Source organism: Streptomyces sp. NPDC001492 (genome assembly GCF_053597275.1).
Genome location: NZ_JBSFHW010000032.1, coordinates 59,688 through 75,193, shown reverse-complemented (window position 1 = coordinate 75,193; position 15,506 = coordinate 59,688). Strand labels below are relative to the sequence as shown.

Sequence of the window (15,506 nt, the reverse complement as noted above, 5' to 3'; positions counted from 1 at the left end):
CGGAACGGGAATCTTTACCGCCGACCGGACGTTGACCGGATGACGACGACAGCGACACCTGTCCTGTGGGCGACAAGCCCGGGAGGCACGATTCATGAGTGAGCGAGCTCTTCGCGGCACGCGCCTCGTGGTGACCAGCTACGAGACGGACCGCGGCATCGACCTGGCCCCGCGCCAGGCCGTGGAGTACGCATGTGAGAAGGGGCACCGGTTCGAGATGCCCTTCTCGGTCGAGGCGGAGATCCCGCCGGAGTGGGAGTGCAAGGTCTGCGGGGCCCAGGCACTCCTCGTTGACGGCGACGGCCCTGAGGAAAAGAAGGCCAAGCCCGCGCGTACGCATTGGGACATGCTGATGGAGCGGCGCACCCGCGAGGAACTCGAAGAGGTCCTCGAGGAGCGCCTGGCCGTTCTCCGTTCGGGCGCGATGAACATCGCGGTTCACCCGCGGGACAGCCGCAAGTCGGCCTAGTTCCTGCCGGGGTCGGGCGGACCAACTACGCACGCAAGCGACTGCGGGCGTCCACGTGGATTCACGTGGACGCCCGCAGTCGTATGTCCTGCCGCGCTCTCAGTGGGTCAGCGGCGGGCGCGGACCCTGCGGGGTGTCGCCGCCCGGCTCGTCCCTGATGACCTCGCCCTGGACGACCTTGCCGTCGGGGCGGTGGATGCGCGCCTGCTGGAAGGCGTCACCGAAGCTGCCGGGACCGGCCTCGCGCAGCTTGCGGTCGAGCGTGCGCTCGGTGAAGCGGCTCAGGGCCTTCTGGACCGGGGGGATCAGCAGAAGCAGGCCCACCGCGTCCGAGATCAGGCCGGGGATCATCAGGAGCAGACCGCCGAGCATCAGCAGGCCGTTGCCGCCGCCGCTCTGGGGGGTGCCGCCGCGCTGCAGCGCCTCGTTGAGGTTCTGGAAGGCGCGCCGGCCCGCCTTCTTGATCACCGCAGCTCCGAGCACGAAGCCCGCCACCAGCAGCAGAAACACGGTGAAGCCGCTCGACGCGCCCGCGACCACGGTCAGCAGCCAGATCTCCAGCACCAGCCAGGCCGCGACGCCGAGCGGCAGGAAGGTCCGCAGCCTGGAGCGCCGGGGCCGGGCGGGGTACGTGGGGGTCGGAGCACCTGTCGTCATGCGTCCAGTGTGCCTGGGCCCGCCTCAGTGCGGCGTAAGCGAATGATCAACCGTGCCGGCGAGACCGTACGCGGCCCGGTGCGGACGGACGGCGGTCAGGCCTTCTGGCCGCGGCCCGTGACCTTGGCGACCCGCTCGCCCACGCCCCATGCCGTGACCCGCCACAGGGCCTCGACGAGGATGTCGCGGCTCATCTTGGAGTCGCCCAGTTCCCGCTCGACGAAGGTGATGGGCACCTCGACGACGTGGTAGCCGGCCTTGACCGCGCGGCGGGCCAGGTCGACCTGGAAGCAGTAGCCCTGGGAGGCGACCTCGTCGAGGCCGAGGCCCTCGAGGGTCTCGCGGCGGAAGGCGCGGTAGCCGCCGGTGATGTCGCGCAGCGGCAGGTCGAGGGCGAGGCGGGAGTAGAGGCTGCCGCCGCGGGAGATGAACTCGCGGCTCTTGGGCCAGTTCACCACCCGGCCGCCGGGCACCCAGCGGGAGCCGAGGACCAGGTCGGCGCTCTTGAGCGCGGTGAGCAGCCGGGGCAGTTCCTCGGGCTGGTGGGAGCCGTCGGCGTCCATCTCGACGAGGACCCCGTAGCCGTTGTCCAGGCCCCAGCGGAAGCCCGCGAGGTAGGCGGCTCCGAGGCCCTCCTTGCCCTTGCGGTGCATCACCTGGACGTGGTCGTCCTCGGCGGCCAGTTCGTCGGCCAGCTTGCCGGTGCCGTCGGGGCTGTTGTCGTCGGCCACGAGGACGTGAGCCTCGGGGACCGCCTTCCGCACCCGGCCGACGATGGACTTGATGTTCTCCGCCTCGTTGTAGGTCGGAATGATCACCAAGGCCGTGCCGAGCGGGCCGAACTGCCTCCCCTGGGCCTTTGCCGCGAGGGTCCCGTCGCCGTCGTTCACTGCTGCCCCTTCGTGTCCGTACGCAGACGTCCACCATAGTGGCCACGGCCTGCGATGACGCGACAGGACGTTCGTATAGTGGTGTCGATTCCACAAGAGCGGGGTAAGAGCGCGTTTTCGGGCACGTCCGCGGTTCTGCGGATGGGGGCCCGGCGCCCTTCGGGCCGACCTGGGGCCCGCTGGCTGCGGGTCGACCGAAAGCCGTTGTCTACTGAGCCCGGGCCCCACCCGGGTCACACCTCCCCGACCGGCCTAAACGGTCCTCCCGTCGCGGCGCGGGCGCTGAGCCTGGCTCCCAGTGGCGGTGCCCCGGTGCGGCACACCGTCCCTGACCCAGTGGCGCTGCGACGAGTGCGCGGAAGTTCCCCGGTCGGGCGTCCGGTGGTGGACCCGGCCGAACCTACCGGCCTCCTGCCATCGGCTGTCAACAGCCGTTTGACCTGCGCATTTTGCATCAAAGCCCTGGTCAGGGCGGAGGATACGCAGGTCGTGCGACGCCGCTGGGGGCGCCGATCGGCGCCGCGCCACCCCGGGAGATCACTCGCCCGGCCGTACGAACACCGTCCGCCCGCCGACCACGGTGCGCAGACAGACCGGCAGGTCGCGGCCGGGGCTGAGGTCGGGCAGGCCGGGAGTGCCGGAGCGGGGATCGGTGGACCAGCGGGCGACCCGGTCGTCGGGGGCCTGGACGACCAGTTCGTCGGTGCGCCACACGGCGTAGTCGGCGGGTGCGCCGGGCACCAGGACGCCCGCGTCGTCCCGCCCGATCGCCCGCCAGCCACCGCGGGTGTGGGCCGTGAACGCGGCCCGCACGGAGACGCGGTGCTCGGGCGTGCGGTGGAAGGCGGCGGCGCGGACCGTGCCCCACGGGTCGAGCGGCGTGACGGGGCTGTCGGAGCCGAACGCGAGGGGGACGCCCGCCCTGAGCAGGGCCGCGAAGGGGTTCAGGGTGCGCGCCCGGTCGGCGCCCAGGCGCTGGGCGTACATGCCGTCCTCGCCGCCCCACAGCGCGTCGAAGGCGGGCTGCACGGAGGCGGTCAGGCCGAGCTCGGCGAAGGCCGCGATCGTTTCGGGGGTGAGCATCTCGGCGTGCTCGACGCGGTGGCGGGCGGCCCTGACGCGGGAGAGGCCGACCTTCTCGGCGGCGGCGCGCACACCGTCCACGACCGTGGTCACGGCCGCGTCGCCGATCGCGTGGAAGCCCGCCTGGAGGCCCGCCTCGGTGCAGGCCACGACATGGGCGGCCACCGCGGCGGCATCCAGATAGGCGCTGCCCGTGTGGTCGGCGTCGGAGTACGGCGTGTGCAGACAAGCGGTGTGCGAGCCGAGGGCGCCGTCGACGAAGAGGTCACCGGCGGCGCCTGCGGCACCCAGTTCGCGCGCCTTCTCGACCCCCTCTTCGGCCCGTTCCGCCCAGTACCCGATCACTCGCGGTCCCATCTCCTCGGCCGCGAGCCGGAGCAGTCCGGTGAAGTCGTCCTCGGAGGAGATCTCCGGTCCCGCGCACTCGTGGACCGAGCCGATCCCCAGGGAGGCGGCGTGCGCGAGCGCTGTGCGCTGGGCGTCGGCGCGCTGGGCCGGCGTCACGGCTGCGAACGCGGCGGCGCGTACGGCGTGGTGGGCGTCGGCGGTCAGCGGGCCGTCCGCCGCGCCGACACCGCGGGCCAGGTCGAGCAGGGCCGTGGAGACGACCGCCGAGTGGACGTCGATGCGGGAGAGATAGAGGGGACGGCCTCCGGCGGCCTCGTCCAGTTCCGCGCGCGTCGGGGGCCGGCCACCGGGCCAGCGGGCGGCATCCCAGCCGTGCCCGAGCAGCACCCTGTCCTGCGGGCGGGCCGCCGCGAAGTCCCGCACCAGAGCGAGGGCGGCCTCCAGGGAGGGCGCGTCGGACAGGTCGAGGCCGGTGAGCGCGAGGCCGGTGGAGGTGGTGTGCACATGGGCGTCGGTGAAGGCCGGGGTGACGAGGGCGCCGTCCAGGTCGACCACCTCGTCGACACCGTCCGCGAAGGCGTCCGCGGCGCCCTCCGAACCGACCCAGGCGACCTGGCCGCGCTCCACGACCATCGCGGTCGCGAAGGGGTCGGCGGGGCTGTGGACCTCTCCGCGGCGGAGCAGGACGGTGTTCGGCTGGTCGGTGCGATCGCTCATGACCGACAGTTTCTCGTGTCGAGCCACCGGCGGTGCACCTGGGGCCGGGCCGAGACGGCGCCCGGCGCTGCCGGCTGTGCCCACCCGTTCCACCCGAGCGGAAGCAGCGGTCTGCCGCAGTACCGGCCTCAGATGCGCGGCGGCCGCGCCTCGTACGGCGTGGAAAGGACCACCGTCGTACGCGTCGAGACGCCCGCCAGCGTCCGCAGCCGCGCCAGCAGCTCCTCCAGCTCGTGCGGCGTGGCCACGCGCACCTTGAGGATGTAGTTCTCGTCGCCCGCGACACTGTGGCAGGCCTCGATCTCCGGGACCCCGGCCAGGCGGTCCGAGATGTCGTCGGGGGCGCTGGGGTCGAAGGGTTTGACCGAGATGAACGCGGTCATGGGCAGCCCGACGGCCTCGGGGTCGACCACCGCGGCGTAGCCGCGGATGACGCCACGCTGTTCCAGCCGGCGCACCCGCTGGTGCACGGCCGACGTGGACAGGCCCGTGGCCTTGCCCAGGTCTGTGTAGCTCATCCGCCCGTCCTTGACGAGCAGCTGCACGATTTGACGGTCCAGCTCCTCCATGACGCAAGAACCTACAGTGCGCTTGATCTCCTCGGATACCTGAGCAGTCCAGGTCATACCCGCTTTGTGATGTGCCCGAGAGCTGTCTGTGAGCCGTCCGTGCGCCGCCCGGGGGACAAAACGTCCGCCGCGGGCACCTGCGGGCGGCATGTGACGAAGGACACAGCCGTCGAGACGTCTCCGTGATGCTCTCGTGATTACCGCCGAGACGGGGCGGGAAGTGCTTGCTGTGGTCGAGGCCGCAGTGCCCGAACGGCCCAGCCCGAGGGGGAGAACCCATGCAGAGTCTTAAGCGCCCTGGTCGTACCGCACCCAAGCGGCTCCAGGCCGTCGTCGAGCCCGAGCCGGAGGGCGTCGAACCCGACGCCTTCGAGGACGAACTCGACGCGTACGACACCTTCGAGATGTACCGGGTGATCTGCCCGGACTGCGCGCAGCCCATCGCCCTGCTGGCGGACGAGCAGGTCCTGCCGGAGCACGCGCTGTGCGCCTCGCCGTGGAACCCGTTCGGCCTCACGGTCTGCGCCGGCACCGGCCGCAGGGCGGCCGAGGCCCGCTCCGCGGACGAGTCGGCGCAGCCCCAGGAGCAGGACACCGCCCTCCTGTTGACGCTCCCTCAGGGCCTCGACTGGCGGACGCAGCCGTTCTCGCACGTCGGCGGCCCGAGCTCGCGCCCGATGCGCGTGCCGGCGATGCGCCGCCAGGCCGCCTGAACCGCCTCGCTCAATTCCAGTAGCTGCCCTGCACCATGGCCCGCAGGCTGCCGTGGTGCAGGATCAGTGTGTCCGGATCCGCCGGAACGGCTGCCTCCCCGAAGTGCACCTGCCGGTAGGCGACCCGCAGCATGACGATCGCGTGCCGCAGCGCGGCGTACAGGGTGTGGAAGTCCATGTCGCGCGGTGTGTGGCCGGTGAGTTCGGCGTAGCGGGCCTCGATCCGGTCGCGGCGCAGGAAGTCCGGCAGACCGCGCTGCCCGAAGGCGACCGTGAGGTCCTGGAAGAAGCGGTGCAGATAGACGGTCCAACCGAGGTCGACCTCGCGCGGGGCCAGGGCCGCCATCTCCCAGTCGAGGACGGCGGCGGGTTCGAAGCCGTCGTAGACGACGTTCCCGATGCGTGCGTCGCCCCAGTTGAGCACCGGTGTGCCCGGATCGCTCGGCCAGAGTTCCTCCAGCCGGTCGAACGCGGCCTCGATGAGCGGTGAGCGGCGGCGACCGTCGACGACCCAGTCGTAGTAGGCGCGTTGGGCGGTCACATGGCGGCGCAGCGCGTCGCCCTCGCCGGGGAGCGCGAGGAACTCGGCGGCCTCCGGCGGCACTTGGTCGTGCAGTCGGGCCAGGAGGCCGATCGAGGCCGCTTCGAGGTGCTCGCGCTCCGCGTCGCTCGCCGCGTGCAGCCAGTTGCCCTCGTACGTGTAGGGCATGACGTCGGGCGGCACACGTCCCTCGACGCGTTCCATCACGAAGAACGGCGCTCCGAGGGGCCCGGAATCCTCCTCCAGCCACAGCACCTTCGGCACGGGCAGGTCCGAGTGCTCCGCCACGACGCGCATCGTGCGGTACTGGCGCGGCATGTCGTACACCGGGAAGACGGTGTACGCCGCCGGGTCCGCCGCGAGTCTCAACGCGCAGCGGCGCACCGGCGGTTCGGGGTGCTCGATGTCGAAGAGCAGGGTCTCGCTGGACATGCCGTTGGACTCGGGGACGGCGACGCCGGCCGCCTTGGCGCCGGGCAGGCGGGTGGAGAGCCAGGCGGTGAGGCGGCGGGCGAGCTCCTCCGGGTCCCGGGTGGTGGTGCGGGGGCGGGGCGTAGTGGGTGCCATGTCGGATACCGCCTACGGTGCGACCGAAGTGAAGTCCGTGAACCCGCTCGGATCGTGCCGCCCGAACGAGCCGTGCTCGAAGATGCCGTGACCGGTCCGGCCGTCCAGCCGGAAGCGGGCGGCATGGTCGGTGACCCCGTAGGCGGCCAGGGCGTGCGGCTGCGTCAGGTCGTAGGTACGGCGGTCCGTCCAGCCGCGGCCACGCCAGGTGCCGTGCTGCCAGTCGTCGGCGGGCGGGTAGCCGGCGCCGATCGCGAGCGGCGAGGAGGTGAGGATCTCGACCTCCAGCTCCTGCGGTTTGCGCAGGTCGCCGAGGTGGATGAGGGCGCGGTCCGGGTGGCGGGTGCCGGAGCGGTAGGTGATCTCGGGCTGGGGCCAGCCGAGTTGCCGGTCGCGGTGGCCGGGGCGGACCAGGGTGGCGTCGTTCAGGGAGCGGTAGCCGTCGGCGTCCTCCTGGACGACGACCATGAGGAAGCGGTCCTCGAAGCGCACCGGGCACCACAGCCAGTGGAAGCCCTCGGTCGGATTCTCCTCCGCCAGGCGGCCGCCCTCCTCCCCCGGTATGGGCCGCACGCCCCAGCTGCGGTCGCGGGTGCCGGTCCATCCGCCGGCGGTGACCCGGAACTCCTCACCCGCGGCGCGGATCACGCCCTCCACGCCGCCCGCCTGGACGAAGCGGCGCCCTTCGAGGGTGAGCCGGTCTCCGCGGCGCTGGAGGTGGTGGGGTTCCCACAGGGCGGGGAATCCGGCGGTCCAGGTGAGGTCGTACGACAACAGGTCGTCGTCGGCCGTCAGCCGCAGCCGCCGCAGCGGCTCCTCGACCTCGATCCTGAGCGGACCGACGGCAAGCCGCATGCGGTCCTCGCCGAGGGCGTCGCAGGCGCGCACCGCGTGCAGGGCGTCCCCGGTCCGCAGGGTCGCGTACGCGTCGATCACGCCGAGGTTGGGGTAGACGCCGAGGCCCACGATGAGCAGGGCGCGCCCCTCGTGGTCGAGGACGTGGAAGATGCAGCGGTCGTAGGCGTTCCGGTCCCCGGTGGCCACGTGCTTCATGGACAGCGGGACCTGGTGCACGGGGTACTCGTCGAGTGGTACGGGGCGGTCGTCGGCCACGCCAAACCTCCCTGGGGACGGCTGGGCTGACGGTACGTCAGACAGCTGACGGAGGCCAGAGAGGGGGCCGGACGTCCGGGAACTCACGCTCGATTCCGCGGATGGGTGACCTGTCCGCCTACCTCCGCGTTGCCCTGGTATGACCCCCACCTATTCCGTGATCGGGCGTCAGCGCCGCATGTTCGTTCCGCCGCCCGCAGGAACGGCCGCGCCGGTGCCGCCGCACCTGCAGGACCCGCCGATCTACCGCGCTCTGATGCGGGCCTGGGCCGACCGGGGCCGCACCCTGCCGGGCCGCCACGACCCGGAGTGGATCAGGCTGGCGGCCCCGCAGGTCACCCGAGGCCAGTTCAGCGCGTTTCAGGACCCGCCAGGTGACGGGCGATGACCATGCGCTGGATCTGGTTGGTGCCCTCGACGATCTGCAGCACCTTGGCCTCGCGCATATAGCGCTCCACCGGGAAGTCCGCGGTGTAGCCGTAACCGCCGAGGACCTGGACGGCGTCCGTGGTCACCTTCATCGCGGTGTCCGTGCAGAGCAGCTTGGCCATGGCCGCCTGCTTGGCGAACGGCCGCCCCGCGTCGCGCAGGCGTGCCGCCGCCAGATACAGGGCCCGGCCCGCCTCGATCTGGGTGGCCATGTCGGCGAGCATGAAGCGCAGCCCCTGGAAGTCGGCGATGGGCCGCCCGAACTGCTGCCGCCCGGTGGCGTACGCGACCGCCTCGTCCAGCGCCGCCTGGGCGAGGCCGATCGCACAGGCGGCGATGCCGAGCCGCCCGGAGTCGAGCGCGGACAGGGCGATCGCGAAGCCCTGCCCCTCCTCGCCGATGCGCCGCTCGTCCGCCACCCGCACACCGTCGAGGTGGACCTGGGCGGTGGGTGAGCCCTTCATGCCCATCTTCTTCTCGGGCATCGCGCCGCTCAGCCCCTCGGCGTCACCCGGGACCAGGAAGGCGGTGATGCCGCGCGGCCCCTCCTCCCCCGTGCGGGCCATGACCGTGTAGAAGTCGGCGATCCCGCCGTGCGTGATCCAGGCCTTCGTGCCGTTGATCACCCAGTGGTCGCCTTCGCCCACCGCCTTCGTACGAAGAGAGGCGGCATCGGAGCCGGAGGACGGCTCGGACAGGCAGTAGGCGCCCAGCAGGCCGCCGCCCAGCATCGCGGGCAGGTGCTCGACCTGCTGCTCCTTGGTGCCGTAGGCGGCGAGCGCATAGCAGGCGAGCGTGTGCACGCTGACGCCGAGGCCGACGGTGAGGCGGGCCGCGGCGAGCTCTTCGAGGACCTGGAGATAGACCTCGTAGGGCTGGTCGCCGCCGCCGTACTCGGAGTCGTACGGCAGGCCGAGCAGTCCCGACTCCGACAGCAGGGTGAAGACCTCGCGCGGGAAGCGTCCGGCGTCCTCCTCCTCGGCCGCCTTCGGGGCGATCTCGCGCTGGGCGATGTCGCGGACGAGCGAGATCAGATCCCGGGCCTCGTCCGTGGGCAGTTGCCGGTCCACCGGCTGCGGGGCGCGGTCGGGCATGGCGACGCTCTCCTCCCTGATCGGGCACATCGGCCGACGTGCGCCTTGGGTGTGGGCGGCTCCGCCGGGTCTCTCTGGGGCCGGCCGATGCTCTGCTCTCCCGGGTCTCGGAAGCTGCTGACCAGCGGCTGTGCGCTGTGAGTATGCCCGATCGCAGGCATCCCGTCACCAGTTAACGACCGCTCACTTCAAGAATATCCCGGACACCCGCTGCACGCGATGCGCAGCGGAACGTGACGGGTTGCGCCTGGGCCTCGGCGCGACGAAGGCGGCGTGGCAGAACCAGCAGGGTCCGGGCGGGCGCGAGCCTGCGCTGCTCGCTCAGGTGTCCCGGCGGGCCGGGGCCGGAGTGGGGTAGGCGGGGTCCAGTTCCTCGATGGCGCGCATGGCCCCGCCGAGCTGCTTGACCAGGAGTTCGCGCATCTGTTCGCGGGACAGCCGGGGCCGGTCGATCCAGTCGAGGGTGGCACCCTCCACCCCGCACACCCAGGCGAACAGGCCCATGCGGGCCAGCGGGGCGATGTCCGTGCGGCCGTACGCCCCTTCGGCGACGGTCGCGACTATCGCCTCGCGTACACCGTCGCGGATGGCGTGCACCTCGGCGTCGAAGCCGACGCCGCCGCTGACGACCGCACGGAAGGCGGCCTGGTTGTGCTCGGCATAGCGCAGATAGCCCTCCATCGTGCGATGGACGCGGTCCAGTTGCTCCAGCTCGATCTCGCTCGCCGCGAAGGTGACCAGGTCGGCGACCGAATCGTTGATGATCGCCAGGTAGTAGCCGCGCTTGGACTGGAAGTAGTAGTAGATCAGCCCCTTGGCGACATGCGCCTGCCGTGCGATGTCGTCCATCGAGAGCGCGTCGTACGACGTGTCGGCGAACAACTTCCGCCCGATGGCGATGAGTTCGGCTCGGCGCGCCAGCGAGCGCTCGGTGCCGCGCGCCCGGGGCCGGGTGGCGTCGCTCTGTTCGCTGATCTTCAATTTCGACCCTGGTCTCGGGCAGGCTGCGGGACATCCGCAGTATGTCAGAACGACCACGTCCACTCGTTCGAGTCCACTCGACGAGTGGCCGCAGGGGAGAGCGGGGCTCTGTCCGCGTCAGATCACAGCAGGCCGAGCTGGGTGACGAGCATCGCGACGACCATCACGAGGGTCCAGCCCATGACGTGTTCGAGGATCTTCGGGCCGTCGTTCTCCGGGCCGCCGGTGCGGGGGCGGGCGGCGGTGGCCGAGTGTGCGGTCATGGCGTCTCGCTGAGGTCGGGCGTGCGGTGGACTCCCCGCGGGGTTCCGTCCACCTTGCCACCCCAGGCGGCTTTTGCGGCGGAGACATCGGTCACAGGCGGAAGGTCCCGGCACGCCGGGCCTTCCGCCTGGCGTTCAGCGCACGCCGACCGTCGCGAGCGCCTTGCGCTGGCGGGGCGTGGGCCGCGCCGGGAAGTACAGGTAGCAGACGCCGCCGGTGCCGGAGACGACCTTGCCGGAGGCGTTGTACCGCTTGGTCCTGAGCCAGATGTTCTCCCATTCGCGCCGCTTGTAGACACGGCGTACCGCGTCGTCGCTCGGCGAGAACGGATCGTTGGCGATCACATCGCCGTCGGCGGTGAAGCCGATGACGGTCATCAGATGCCCCGCGGTGCCGTAACCCGCCCCCGTCAGCTCCTCCTTGAGGAACGACTGGGACGTTATGGCCGGGATGCCGGCCGCGATCAGTGTCTCCAGGTCGGTGAGCGAGCCGAGCCGGGTGACCACGCCCTGCAGATCCTTGTACGTGGCCGCGTAGGCGGCGTTGAAGGGCCAGTTGCCGCAGCCCTGGTACTGGTAGTCGTAGGTGAAGCGGGCCGCGTGGTCGACCTGGGGGTCGGCGTAGCTCGGGTCCACCCAGGCCAGTTGCTCGCGCGTGAGCCTGCCTCCCCAGTACTCGATGATCATCTGCGAGGAGGTGGGGCTGCACCAGGCCTCGCCGCCGTTGTCGTACTCGGGATACTGGCCCTTGTGGATCTCCTGCGAGTAGCGCGGGACGATCAGTTCCTTCGCGAGGCCGGGCGTGGAGGCCGGGACGGTGAAGCGGTCGGGGATGTCCGAGCCCATCGCGCCGAGCCGCCACACGGTGGGGGTGAGCTTGGTGCCGGGCTTGCGGTAGAGGGTGAGACGGAGGCGGTACGAGACCAGGCGCAGGCCGGTCGAGGCGTCGTCGATGGCGAAGGTGTCCGTCCAGACAGCGCTCTTGCCGTCCTTCTGGTCGTCCACCGAGGTCCGCTTGATGTCCTGGTCGCCGGCCGCCCAGCGGCCCATCACGTACCAGGGGGTCCGCGTGCCGTCGGAGTACGTGCCGTGCAGTTCGACCTGGAGCCAGGTGCCGGCCGGGGTGTGCGCGTTCCAGGAGGCGATCGCCTCGGTGGCCGGGACGCGGAGCCGGTGGACGGGGGACGTCCAGCTCGCGTACTCCCAGGTGGCGGTCTTGCCGGTGTGCGGGTCGGTGTAGTCGGTGGTGCCCACGGGGGCGGCGATCACCACGCCGGGGCGGGCGCCCGCGACGGCACGCGTGCCGTGCGCGGCGCCGGCGCGCCAGTCCTGGTAGGAGGTCCACGAACGGTAGTCGACCGTGGAAGGCCCCGCGGAGTGGGGGCGGTTCGGGATCACGGCGGACTCCTCGGCGTCGGCCACGTCGGTGGTGACGGCGGGGCCCACCACCGCGGCGGCCACCGCGGCGGCGAGGACGGTTCTGCGGGACGGCTGTTCGGCTCTGCTCATGGGTGGAACGACCCCCGGGTGTCCGAGTCGGGCAGGTCCAAATGCGCGGTTCGTGCGCCAACTATGGCCGCAGGGGGCACCTCCTGCCAGCACTTCGGGCCATGCCACGCCCACCAATATTGGTCCTGACCACTGGCATGACCTGCCGGTCCGTCCGGCCCGGCGCACGCGGGCGCGCGCCGGGCCCGGGGCTCAGATCAGGTCCATCGCCGCGACCTCGTCGGGGCGGCCGTAGCTGACCGGCCCCTGGAAGCGGCTGCGGGCGGTGGCGAACCACCAGACGGTGGCGACGACCAGAACGACGGCGAGGGCGATCGGCGCGTAGTTGAAGGAGTCGACGGTGATCGGCGAGGCCTGCGGGAGCATGAACAGCACGCTGCTGAGCAGGATCCAGGCCACCGCGATCACCCCGACGGGCATGCTCCAGCGGCCCAGGTGCCACGGCCCCCGCTGGAACTCGTCGCCGAGGCTCAGCCGGAGCAGGATCGGCACGGCGTAGGCGAGGAAGAGCCCGACGACGTTGACGCTGACGATGGCGGTGAACGCCGTGTGCGACCACCAGCCGGGCAGGACGAGCGCCAGCGAGCAGGCGACCGCGAGCCAGACGGCCTTGACGGGGGTACGGGTGCGCGGCGAGACCGAGTGCCACAGCCGGGAGCCGGGCATGGCGCCGTCGCGGGAGAAGGCGAAGATCTGGCGGGTGTTGCTGGTGAGGTTGGCGAGACCGCAGAAGAGCATCGCGCCGATCACGATCAGCAGAAGCACCTTGGCGGTGGTCAGGCCGAGACCGTCGATGAGAATCTGGACGGGCGGGGCGGATGCGCTCGCCACATGGTCGTAGTCGTGAATGCTGTAGACCAGTGCGAGCATCAGGATCAGACCGGTGATCGCGGAGTAGCCGATCGCACGTGTGATCCCCTTCGGCGCGTTGACCGTGGCCCGCACTGTTTCCTCGGACATGTGGAAGCTGCCGTCGAAGCCGGTGAAGGTCCAGCTGGTCACGAGCAGGCCGAGCATCCCGCCGTAAAGCCCGTTGGTGAAACCGGTGTTGTTCGCGAAATGGGTGACGAACGAGGCCGACTGGTGCTGGTCGGGTCCGACGATCAGGGCGCCCACGATCACCACGAGACCGATCAGCAGCCACCACACGGAGATCCGGTTGAGGAGCGCGACCAGCTGGACGGTGTAGGTGTTGGCCAGCCCTTGCAGCACGATGAGCAGTGCCGTGATCAGCACCGTCTGGTGGGCGGTCGGCACATACGAGGACCACTGCAGGGCGATGAAGGCCTGGATGAAGGTGGCGGCGGCGTAGCCGGTGGCGGCGGTGCCGCCGATCTGGCCCACGAAGTTCAGCCAGCCGGTGTACCAGGACCAGGCCCCCTTGTGCCGTCTCGCGAGTTTCCCGGCGGAGAAATACAGGGCGCCGCTCGTCGGATAGGCGGAGGCGACTTCCGCCATGGCCAGACCGACGAAGAGCACCATGACGGAGACGCCGATCCAGCCGAAGACGAGAATGCGGGGGCCTCCGGCATTCAGTCCGAATCCGAAGCTGGAGAAGATTCCCGAAATGATGTTGATGATGGTGAATGAGATGGCGAAATTGTCGAACGCCTGAAAGCGACGGGTGAGTTTTCTCGGGTATCCCATCTCATGAAGTACGGCGTCGTCGTCCGATATCTGTTCCGGCACAGTTCGGCCTTTCTCTCTGTGGGGGGCTACGGGGGGACCGGGAGGCCGCAGGCGCGGCGGGCGCGGGACAGCTGGTCGGCCGGCTCACCGAAGGCGGACCAGGGCATACGGGAGGCGTACGGCCCCATCGCCGCGAAGACCGCGCGGGCCTCGAACTCGCGCTTGCCCATGACCAGCGCATGCGCCAGGTAGGCCAGGTCGAGCACCGGGGTGAAGCGGTAACCCGGCATCGTGGGCAGCCAGTTCTGGTAGATCGCCAGAGCGGTGGAGCGCCACTGCGGCTGCTCCCAGACCCGGTCGGCGAGCAGCTGGGTCGGGTTGTAGCTCTCGACGAGGGCGACGAGGGGCAGCAGGCGCAGCGGGGACTCGGCGGGTGCGCGCTGGCCGAGGAAGGCGGCGACGTCCCAGGCCGCGTTCACGGAGCCGCCGTGGCGGGTGAAGAAGCAGGCCAGGAAGCGGTGGTGGGCCTCGCGGTGCCATGGGTCGAGGGACAGGACGTGCGCGAACAGCCGCCAGGGGCCGGGCGGCGCGGTGAGCAGCCCGCGTGGGGCGGGGTCGGTCAGCCGGTGCAGCCGGGCCATGGCCAGCCGGGCCGCCCAGGGCGTGGGATCGGCCGGGTTCATCGCCGCCGCCCGGTCGCAGGCGGTCAGCGCGATCCGCTCCAGGGCCTCGGCCCGATCGTCCCTCGCGTCGGCGGCGCGCACCGCCCGCAGCACCGCCACCCGCGCCCACAGCAGCGCCGACTCGGGGCTCGCCTCCTCGGCCAGCCAGCGCTCGGCGAGGTCGGAGTCGGCGGCCTCGGAGGCGAGGACCAGGGAGCGGTGAGCGCGCAGACCGAAGTCGCCGCGTGTTTCGGCGAGGGCTTCATGGGCGCTCCGGTATCGGCCGGCGCGTACGTCGACGCATACGCTCGCGAGCAAGCGGTCGTCGGCCGCCGGATGCCACACATACTGCCCCTCGAATAACCCAGCGGCCATCTGCTCCTGTCTCCCCGTACGACGCCTCGCAGTTGTGCACTCAGCACCTTACTCAGCGACGAGCGCAACCGGAACGCGGTTTTCGAGATGGCGGCCCCGGGTTTCGGTCCCGGATTAACACTGGCTCACAGCCAGCCAACAACTGGTTCAATACGGCACTATTTTCCGGCCCACCCATTCGCCCCGATTTCACCCACCACTAGAATGTTCCCGTCGAATATGCCCAACTCTCCAGCCGGCCAAGGAGCGACCATTCACGACCTCGCCTCCCGGCTCCGCCGACTGCCCCCGTCCTGCGGCCCGGTCCGCCTGATCGGCGTCGACGGACATGCCGGCTCCGGAAAGTCCACGTTCGCCGGGCGGTTGGCCCGGACCCTGGACGGGGCGCCCGTGCTGCACCTCGACGACATCGCCAGCCACGACGAGCTGTTCGAGTGGACCGGGCGGCTGCTGGCCCAGGTGATCGAACCACTCAGCCGCGGCGAGAGCGCCCACTACGCCCCCTACGACTGGCACCTCCACCGCTTCGGACCGCCCCGCACACTGCCGCCCGCCCCGGTGGTCCTCGTCGAGGGCGTCGGAGCCGGCCGCCGCGCACTGCGCCCGCACCTCGCGGCGCTGCTGTGGATGGAGTTGCCGCACGAGGAGTCCTGGACGCGTGGACGGCAGCGGGACGGGGAGGAGCAGCGGGAGTTCTGGGCCGAGTGGGTCAGGGCGGAGCGACAACACTTCGCCGTGGACCCCTCGCGGCCGTTCGCCGACCTTCTGATACGGCAGTTGGAGAAGGGATACGAGATGCTGCCGGGACCGGTGAAGACCATTGGACCGGACCAGACACTCACGCAGGGTGACGGGCCATCGGCAGTGTGCTGAACTTGTGAAGACGCCCGCCGGGGA

16 protein-coding genes are annotated in these 15,506 nt (G+C 71.1%); 4 read left to right on the top strand and 12 right to left on the bottom strand.

The annotated features are described in order from the left end of the window. The first annotated feature begins 94 nt into the window (after positions 1–94). A complete protein-coding gene (locus tag ACWC1K_RS33575) occupies positions 95–469 on the top strand; it encodes an RNA polymerase-binding protein RbpA (RefSeq protein ID WP_003977404.1) in 375 nt (124 codons plus the stop codon). 99 nt (positions 470–568) lie between these two features. On the opposite strand, the gene fxsA is transcribed toward ACWC1K_RS33575, so the two are convergent. The 4 genes from fxsA to ACWC1K_RS33555 all read right to left on the bottom strand — a co-directional run bounded on the left by fxsA (position 569) and on the right by ACWC1K_RS33555 (position 4,733). Continuing rightward, entirely contained in the window at positions 569–1,126 is a 558-nt protein-coding gene (gene fxsA / locus ACWC1K_RS33570) for an FxsA family membrane protein (RefSeq protein ID WP_450836702.1), read from the bottom strand. A gap of 95 nt (positions 1,127–1,221) precedes the next feature. Then, positions 1,222–2,016: a polyprenol monophosphomannose synthase gene (locus tag ACWC1K_RS33565; protein ID WP_450836701.1), complete on the bottom strand. Its 795-nt coding sequence runs from the start codon at positions 2,014–2,016 to the stop codon at positions 1,222–1,224. 537 nt (positions 2,017–2,553) lie between these two features. Next, the gene (locus ACWC1K_RS33560) at positions 2,554–4,164 is read right to left on the bottom strand and encodes an amidohydrolase (RefSeq protein ID WP_450836700.1); all 1,611 of its coding nucleotides are present in this window, start codon (positions 4,162–4,164) and stop codon (positions 2,554–2,556) included. A 128-nt stretch (positions 4,165–4,292) separates the two neighbouring features. Further along, on the bottom strand, positions 4,293–4,733 hold the full coding sequence (locus tag ACWC1K_RS33555; protein WP_030946711.1) for an Lrp/AsnC family transcriptional regulator: 441 nt from the start codon (positions 4,731–4,733) through the stop codon (positions 4,293–4,295). Between the two features lie 278 nt (positions 4,734–5,011). On the opposite strand from ACWC1K_RS33555, the gene ACWC1K_RS33550 reads away from it, so the two are divergent. Continuing rightward, positions 5,012–5,446 (top strand): hypothetical protein, encoded by a 435-nt coding sequence (locus ACWC1K_RS33550; RefSeq protein WP_450836699.1) that lies wholly within the window; start codon positions 5,012–5,014, stop codon positions 5,444–5,446. 10 nt (positions 5,447–5,456) lie between these two features. Here ACWC1K_RS33550 and ACWC1K_RS33545 read toward each other — a convergent pair whose 3' ends face one another. Together ACWC1K_RS33545 and ACWC1K_RS33540 are read right to left on the bottom strand one after the other, a co-directional pair. Then, a complete protein-coding gene (locus ACWC1K_RS33545) occupies positions 5,457–6,554 on the bottom strand; it encodes a phosphotransferase family protein (protein ID WP_450836698.1) in 1,098 nt (365 codons plus the stop codon). Positions 6,555–6,566: 12 nt separating this feature from the next. Beyond that, positions 6,567–7,667 carry a hypothetical protein gene (locus ACWC1K_RS33540; RefSeq protein ID WP_450836697.1) on the bottom strand — a complete coding sequence of 367 codons (1,101 nt, stop codon included), beginning with the start codon at positions 7,665–7,667 and terminating at the stop codon, positions 6,567–6,569. A 139-nt stretch (positions 7,668–7,806) separates the two neighbouring features. On the opposite strand from ACWC1K_RS33540, the gene ACWC1K_RS33535 reads away from it, so the two are divergent. Then, a complete protein-coding gene (locus ACWC1K_RS33535) occupies positions 7,807–8,055 on the top strand; it encodes a hypothetical protein (RefSeq protein WP_450836696.1) in 249 nt (82 codons plus the stop codon). Here the strand turns inward: ACWC1K_RS33535 and ACWC1K_RS33530 are convergent. From ACWC1K_RS33530 to ACWC1K_RS33505, 6 genes are all read right to left on the bottom strand, one after another. Then, positions 8,018–9,190 carry an acyl-CoA dehydrogenase family protein gene (locus ACWC1K_RS33530; RefSeq protein WP_450836695.1) on the bottom strand — a complete coding sequence of 391 codons (1,173 nt, stop codon included), beginning with the start codon at positions 9,188–9,190 and terminating at the stop codon, positions 8,018–8,020. The genes ACWC1K_RS33535 and ACWC1K_RS33530 overlap by 38 nt on opposite strands. Positions 9,191–9,511: 321 nt before the next feature. Next, positions 9,512–10,171 (bottom strand): TetR/AcrR family transcriptional regulator, encoded by a 660-nt coding sequence (locus ACWC1K_RS33525; RefSeq protein WP_450836694.1) that lies wholly within the window; start codon positions 10,169–10,171, stop codon positions 9,512–9,514. Positions 10,172–10,293: 122 nt separating this feature from the next. Then, a complete protein-coding gene (locus tag ACWC1K_RS33520) occupies positions 10,294–10,434 on the bottom strand; it encodes an SCO1431 family membrane protein (protein WP_450836693.1) in 141 nt (46 codons plus the stop codon). 135 nt (positions 10,435–10,569) lie between these two features. Then, positions 10,570–11,943 carry a peptidase C39 family protein gene (locus ACWC1K_RS33515; protein ID WP_450836692.1) on the bottom strand — a complete coding sequence of 458 codons (1,374 nt, stop codon included), beginning with the start codon at positions 11,941–11,943 and terminating at the stop codon, positions 10,570–10,572. Positions 11,944–12,135: 192 nt separating this feature from the next. Then, positions 12,136–13,590 (bottom strand): amino acid permease, encoded by a 1,455-nt coding sequence (locus ACWC1K_RS33510; RefSeq protein WP_450836691.1) that lies wholly within the window; start codon positions 13,588–13,590, stop codon positions 12,136–12,138. A gap of 68 nt (positions 13,591–13,658) precedes the next feature. Beyond that, positions 13,659–14,609 (bottom strand): hypothetical protein, encoded by a 951-nt coding sequence (locus ACWC1K_RS33505; RefSeq protein ID WP_450836690.1) that lies wholly within the window; start codon positions 14,607–14,609, stop codon positions 13,659–13,661. A gap of 219 nt (positions 14,610–14,828) precedes the next feature. Here ACWC1K_RS33505 and ACWC1K_RS33500 point away from each other — a divergent pair, with 219 nt between their 5' ends. After that, the gene (locus ACWC1K_RS33500; RefSeq protein ID WP_450836689.1) at positions 14,829–15,482 is read left to right on the top strand and encodes a uridine kinase family protein; all 654 of its coding nucleotides are present in this window, start codon (positions 14,829–14,831) and stop codon (positions 15,480–15,482) included. Positions 15,483–15,506: the final 24 nt, after the last annotated feature.

What these genes read in the sequence shown, in the direction of transcription:
- ACWC1K_RS33575 (WP_003977404.1), top strand. Translation starts at nt 95, where the DNA reads ATGAGTGAGCGAGCTCTTCGCGGCACGCGCCTCGTGGTGACCAGCTAC.
- ACWC1K_RS33535 (WP_450836696.1), top strand. Translation starts at nt 7,807, where the DNA reads ATGACCCCCACCTATTCCGTGATCGGGCGTCAGCGCCGCATGTTCGTT.
- ACWC1K_RS33505 (WP_450836690.1), bottom strand. Translation starts at nt 14,609, where the DNA reads ATGGCCGCTGGGTTATTCGAGGGGCAGTATGTGTGGCATCCGGCGGCC.
- ACWC1K_RS33500 (WP_450836689.1), top strand. Translation starts at nt 14,829, where the DNA reads ATGCCCAACTCTCCAGCCGGCCAAGGAGCGACCATTCACGACCTCGCC.
- ACWC1K_RS33555 (WP_030946711.1), bottom strand. Translation starts at nt 4,733, where the DNA reads ATGGAGGAGCTGGACCGTCAAATCGTGCAGCTGCTCGTCAAGGACGGG.
- ACWC1K_RS33550 (WP_450836699.1), top strand. Translation starts at nt 5,012, where the DNA reads ATGCAGAGTCTTAAGCGCCCTGGTCGTACCGCACCCAAGCGGCTCCAG.
- ACWC1K_RS33515 (WP_450836692.1), bottom strand. Translation starts at nt 11,943, where the DNA reads ATGAGCAGAGCCGAACAGCCGTCCCGCAGAACCGTCCTCGCCGCCGCG.
- fxsA (WP_450836702.1), bottom strand. Translation starts at nt 1,126, where the DNA reads ATGACGACAGGTGCTCCGACCCCCACGTACCCCGCCCGGCCCCGGCGC.
- ACWC1K_RS33545 (WP_450836698.1), bottom strand. Translation starts at nt 6,554, where the DNA reads ATGGCACCCACTACGCCCCGCCCCCGCACCACCACCCGGGACCCGGAG.
- ACWC1K_RS33560 (WP_450836700.1), bottom strand. Translation starts at nt 4,164, where the DNA reads ATGAGCGATCGCACCGACCAGCCGAACACCGTCCTGCTCCGCCGCGGA.
- ACWC1K_RS33510 (WP_450836691.1), bottom strand. Translation starts at nt 13,590, where the DNA reads ATGGGATACCCGAGAAAACTCACCCGTCGCTTTCAGGCGTTCGACAAT.
- ACWC1K_RS33530 (WP_450836695.1), bottom strand. Translation starts at nt 9,190, where the DNA reads ATGCCCGACCGCGCCCCGCAGCCGGTGGACCGGCAACTGCCCACGGAC.
- ACWC1K_RS33520 (WP_450836693.1), bottom strand. Translation starts at nt 10,434, where the DNA reads ATGACCGCACACTCGGCCACCGCCGCCCGCCCCCGCACCGGCGGCCCG.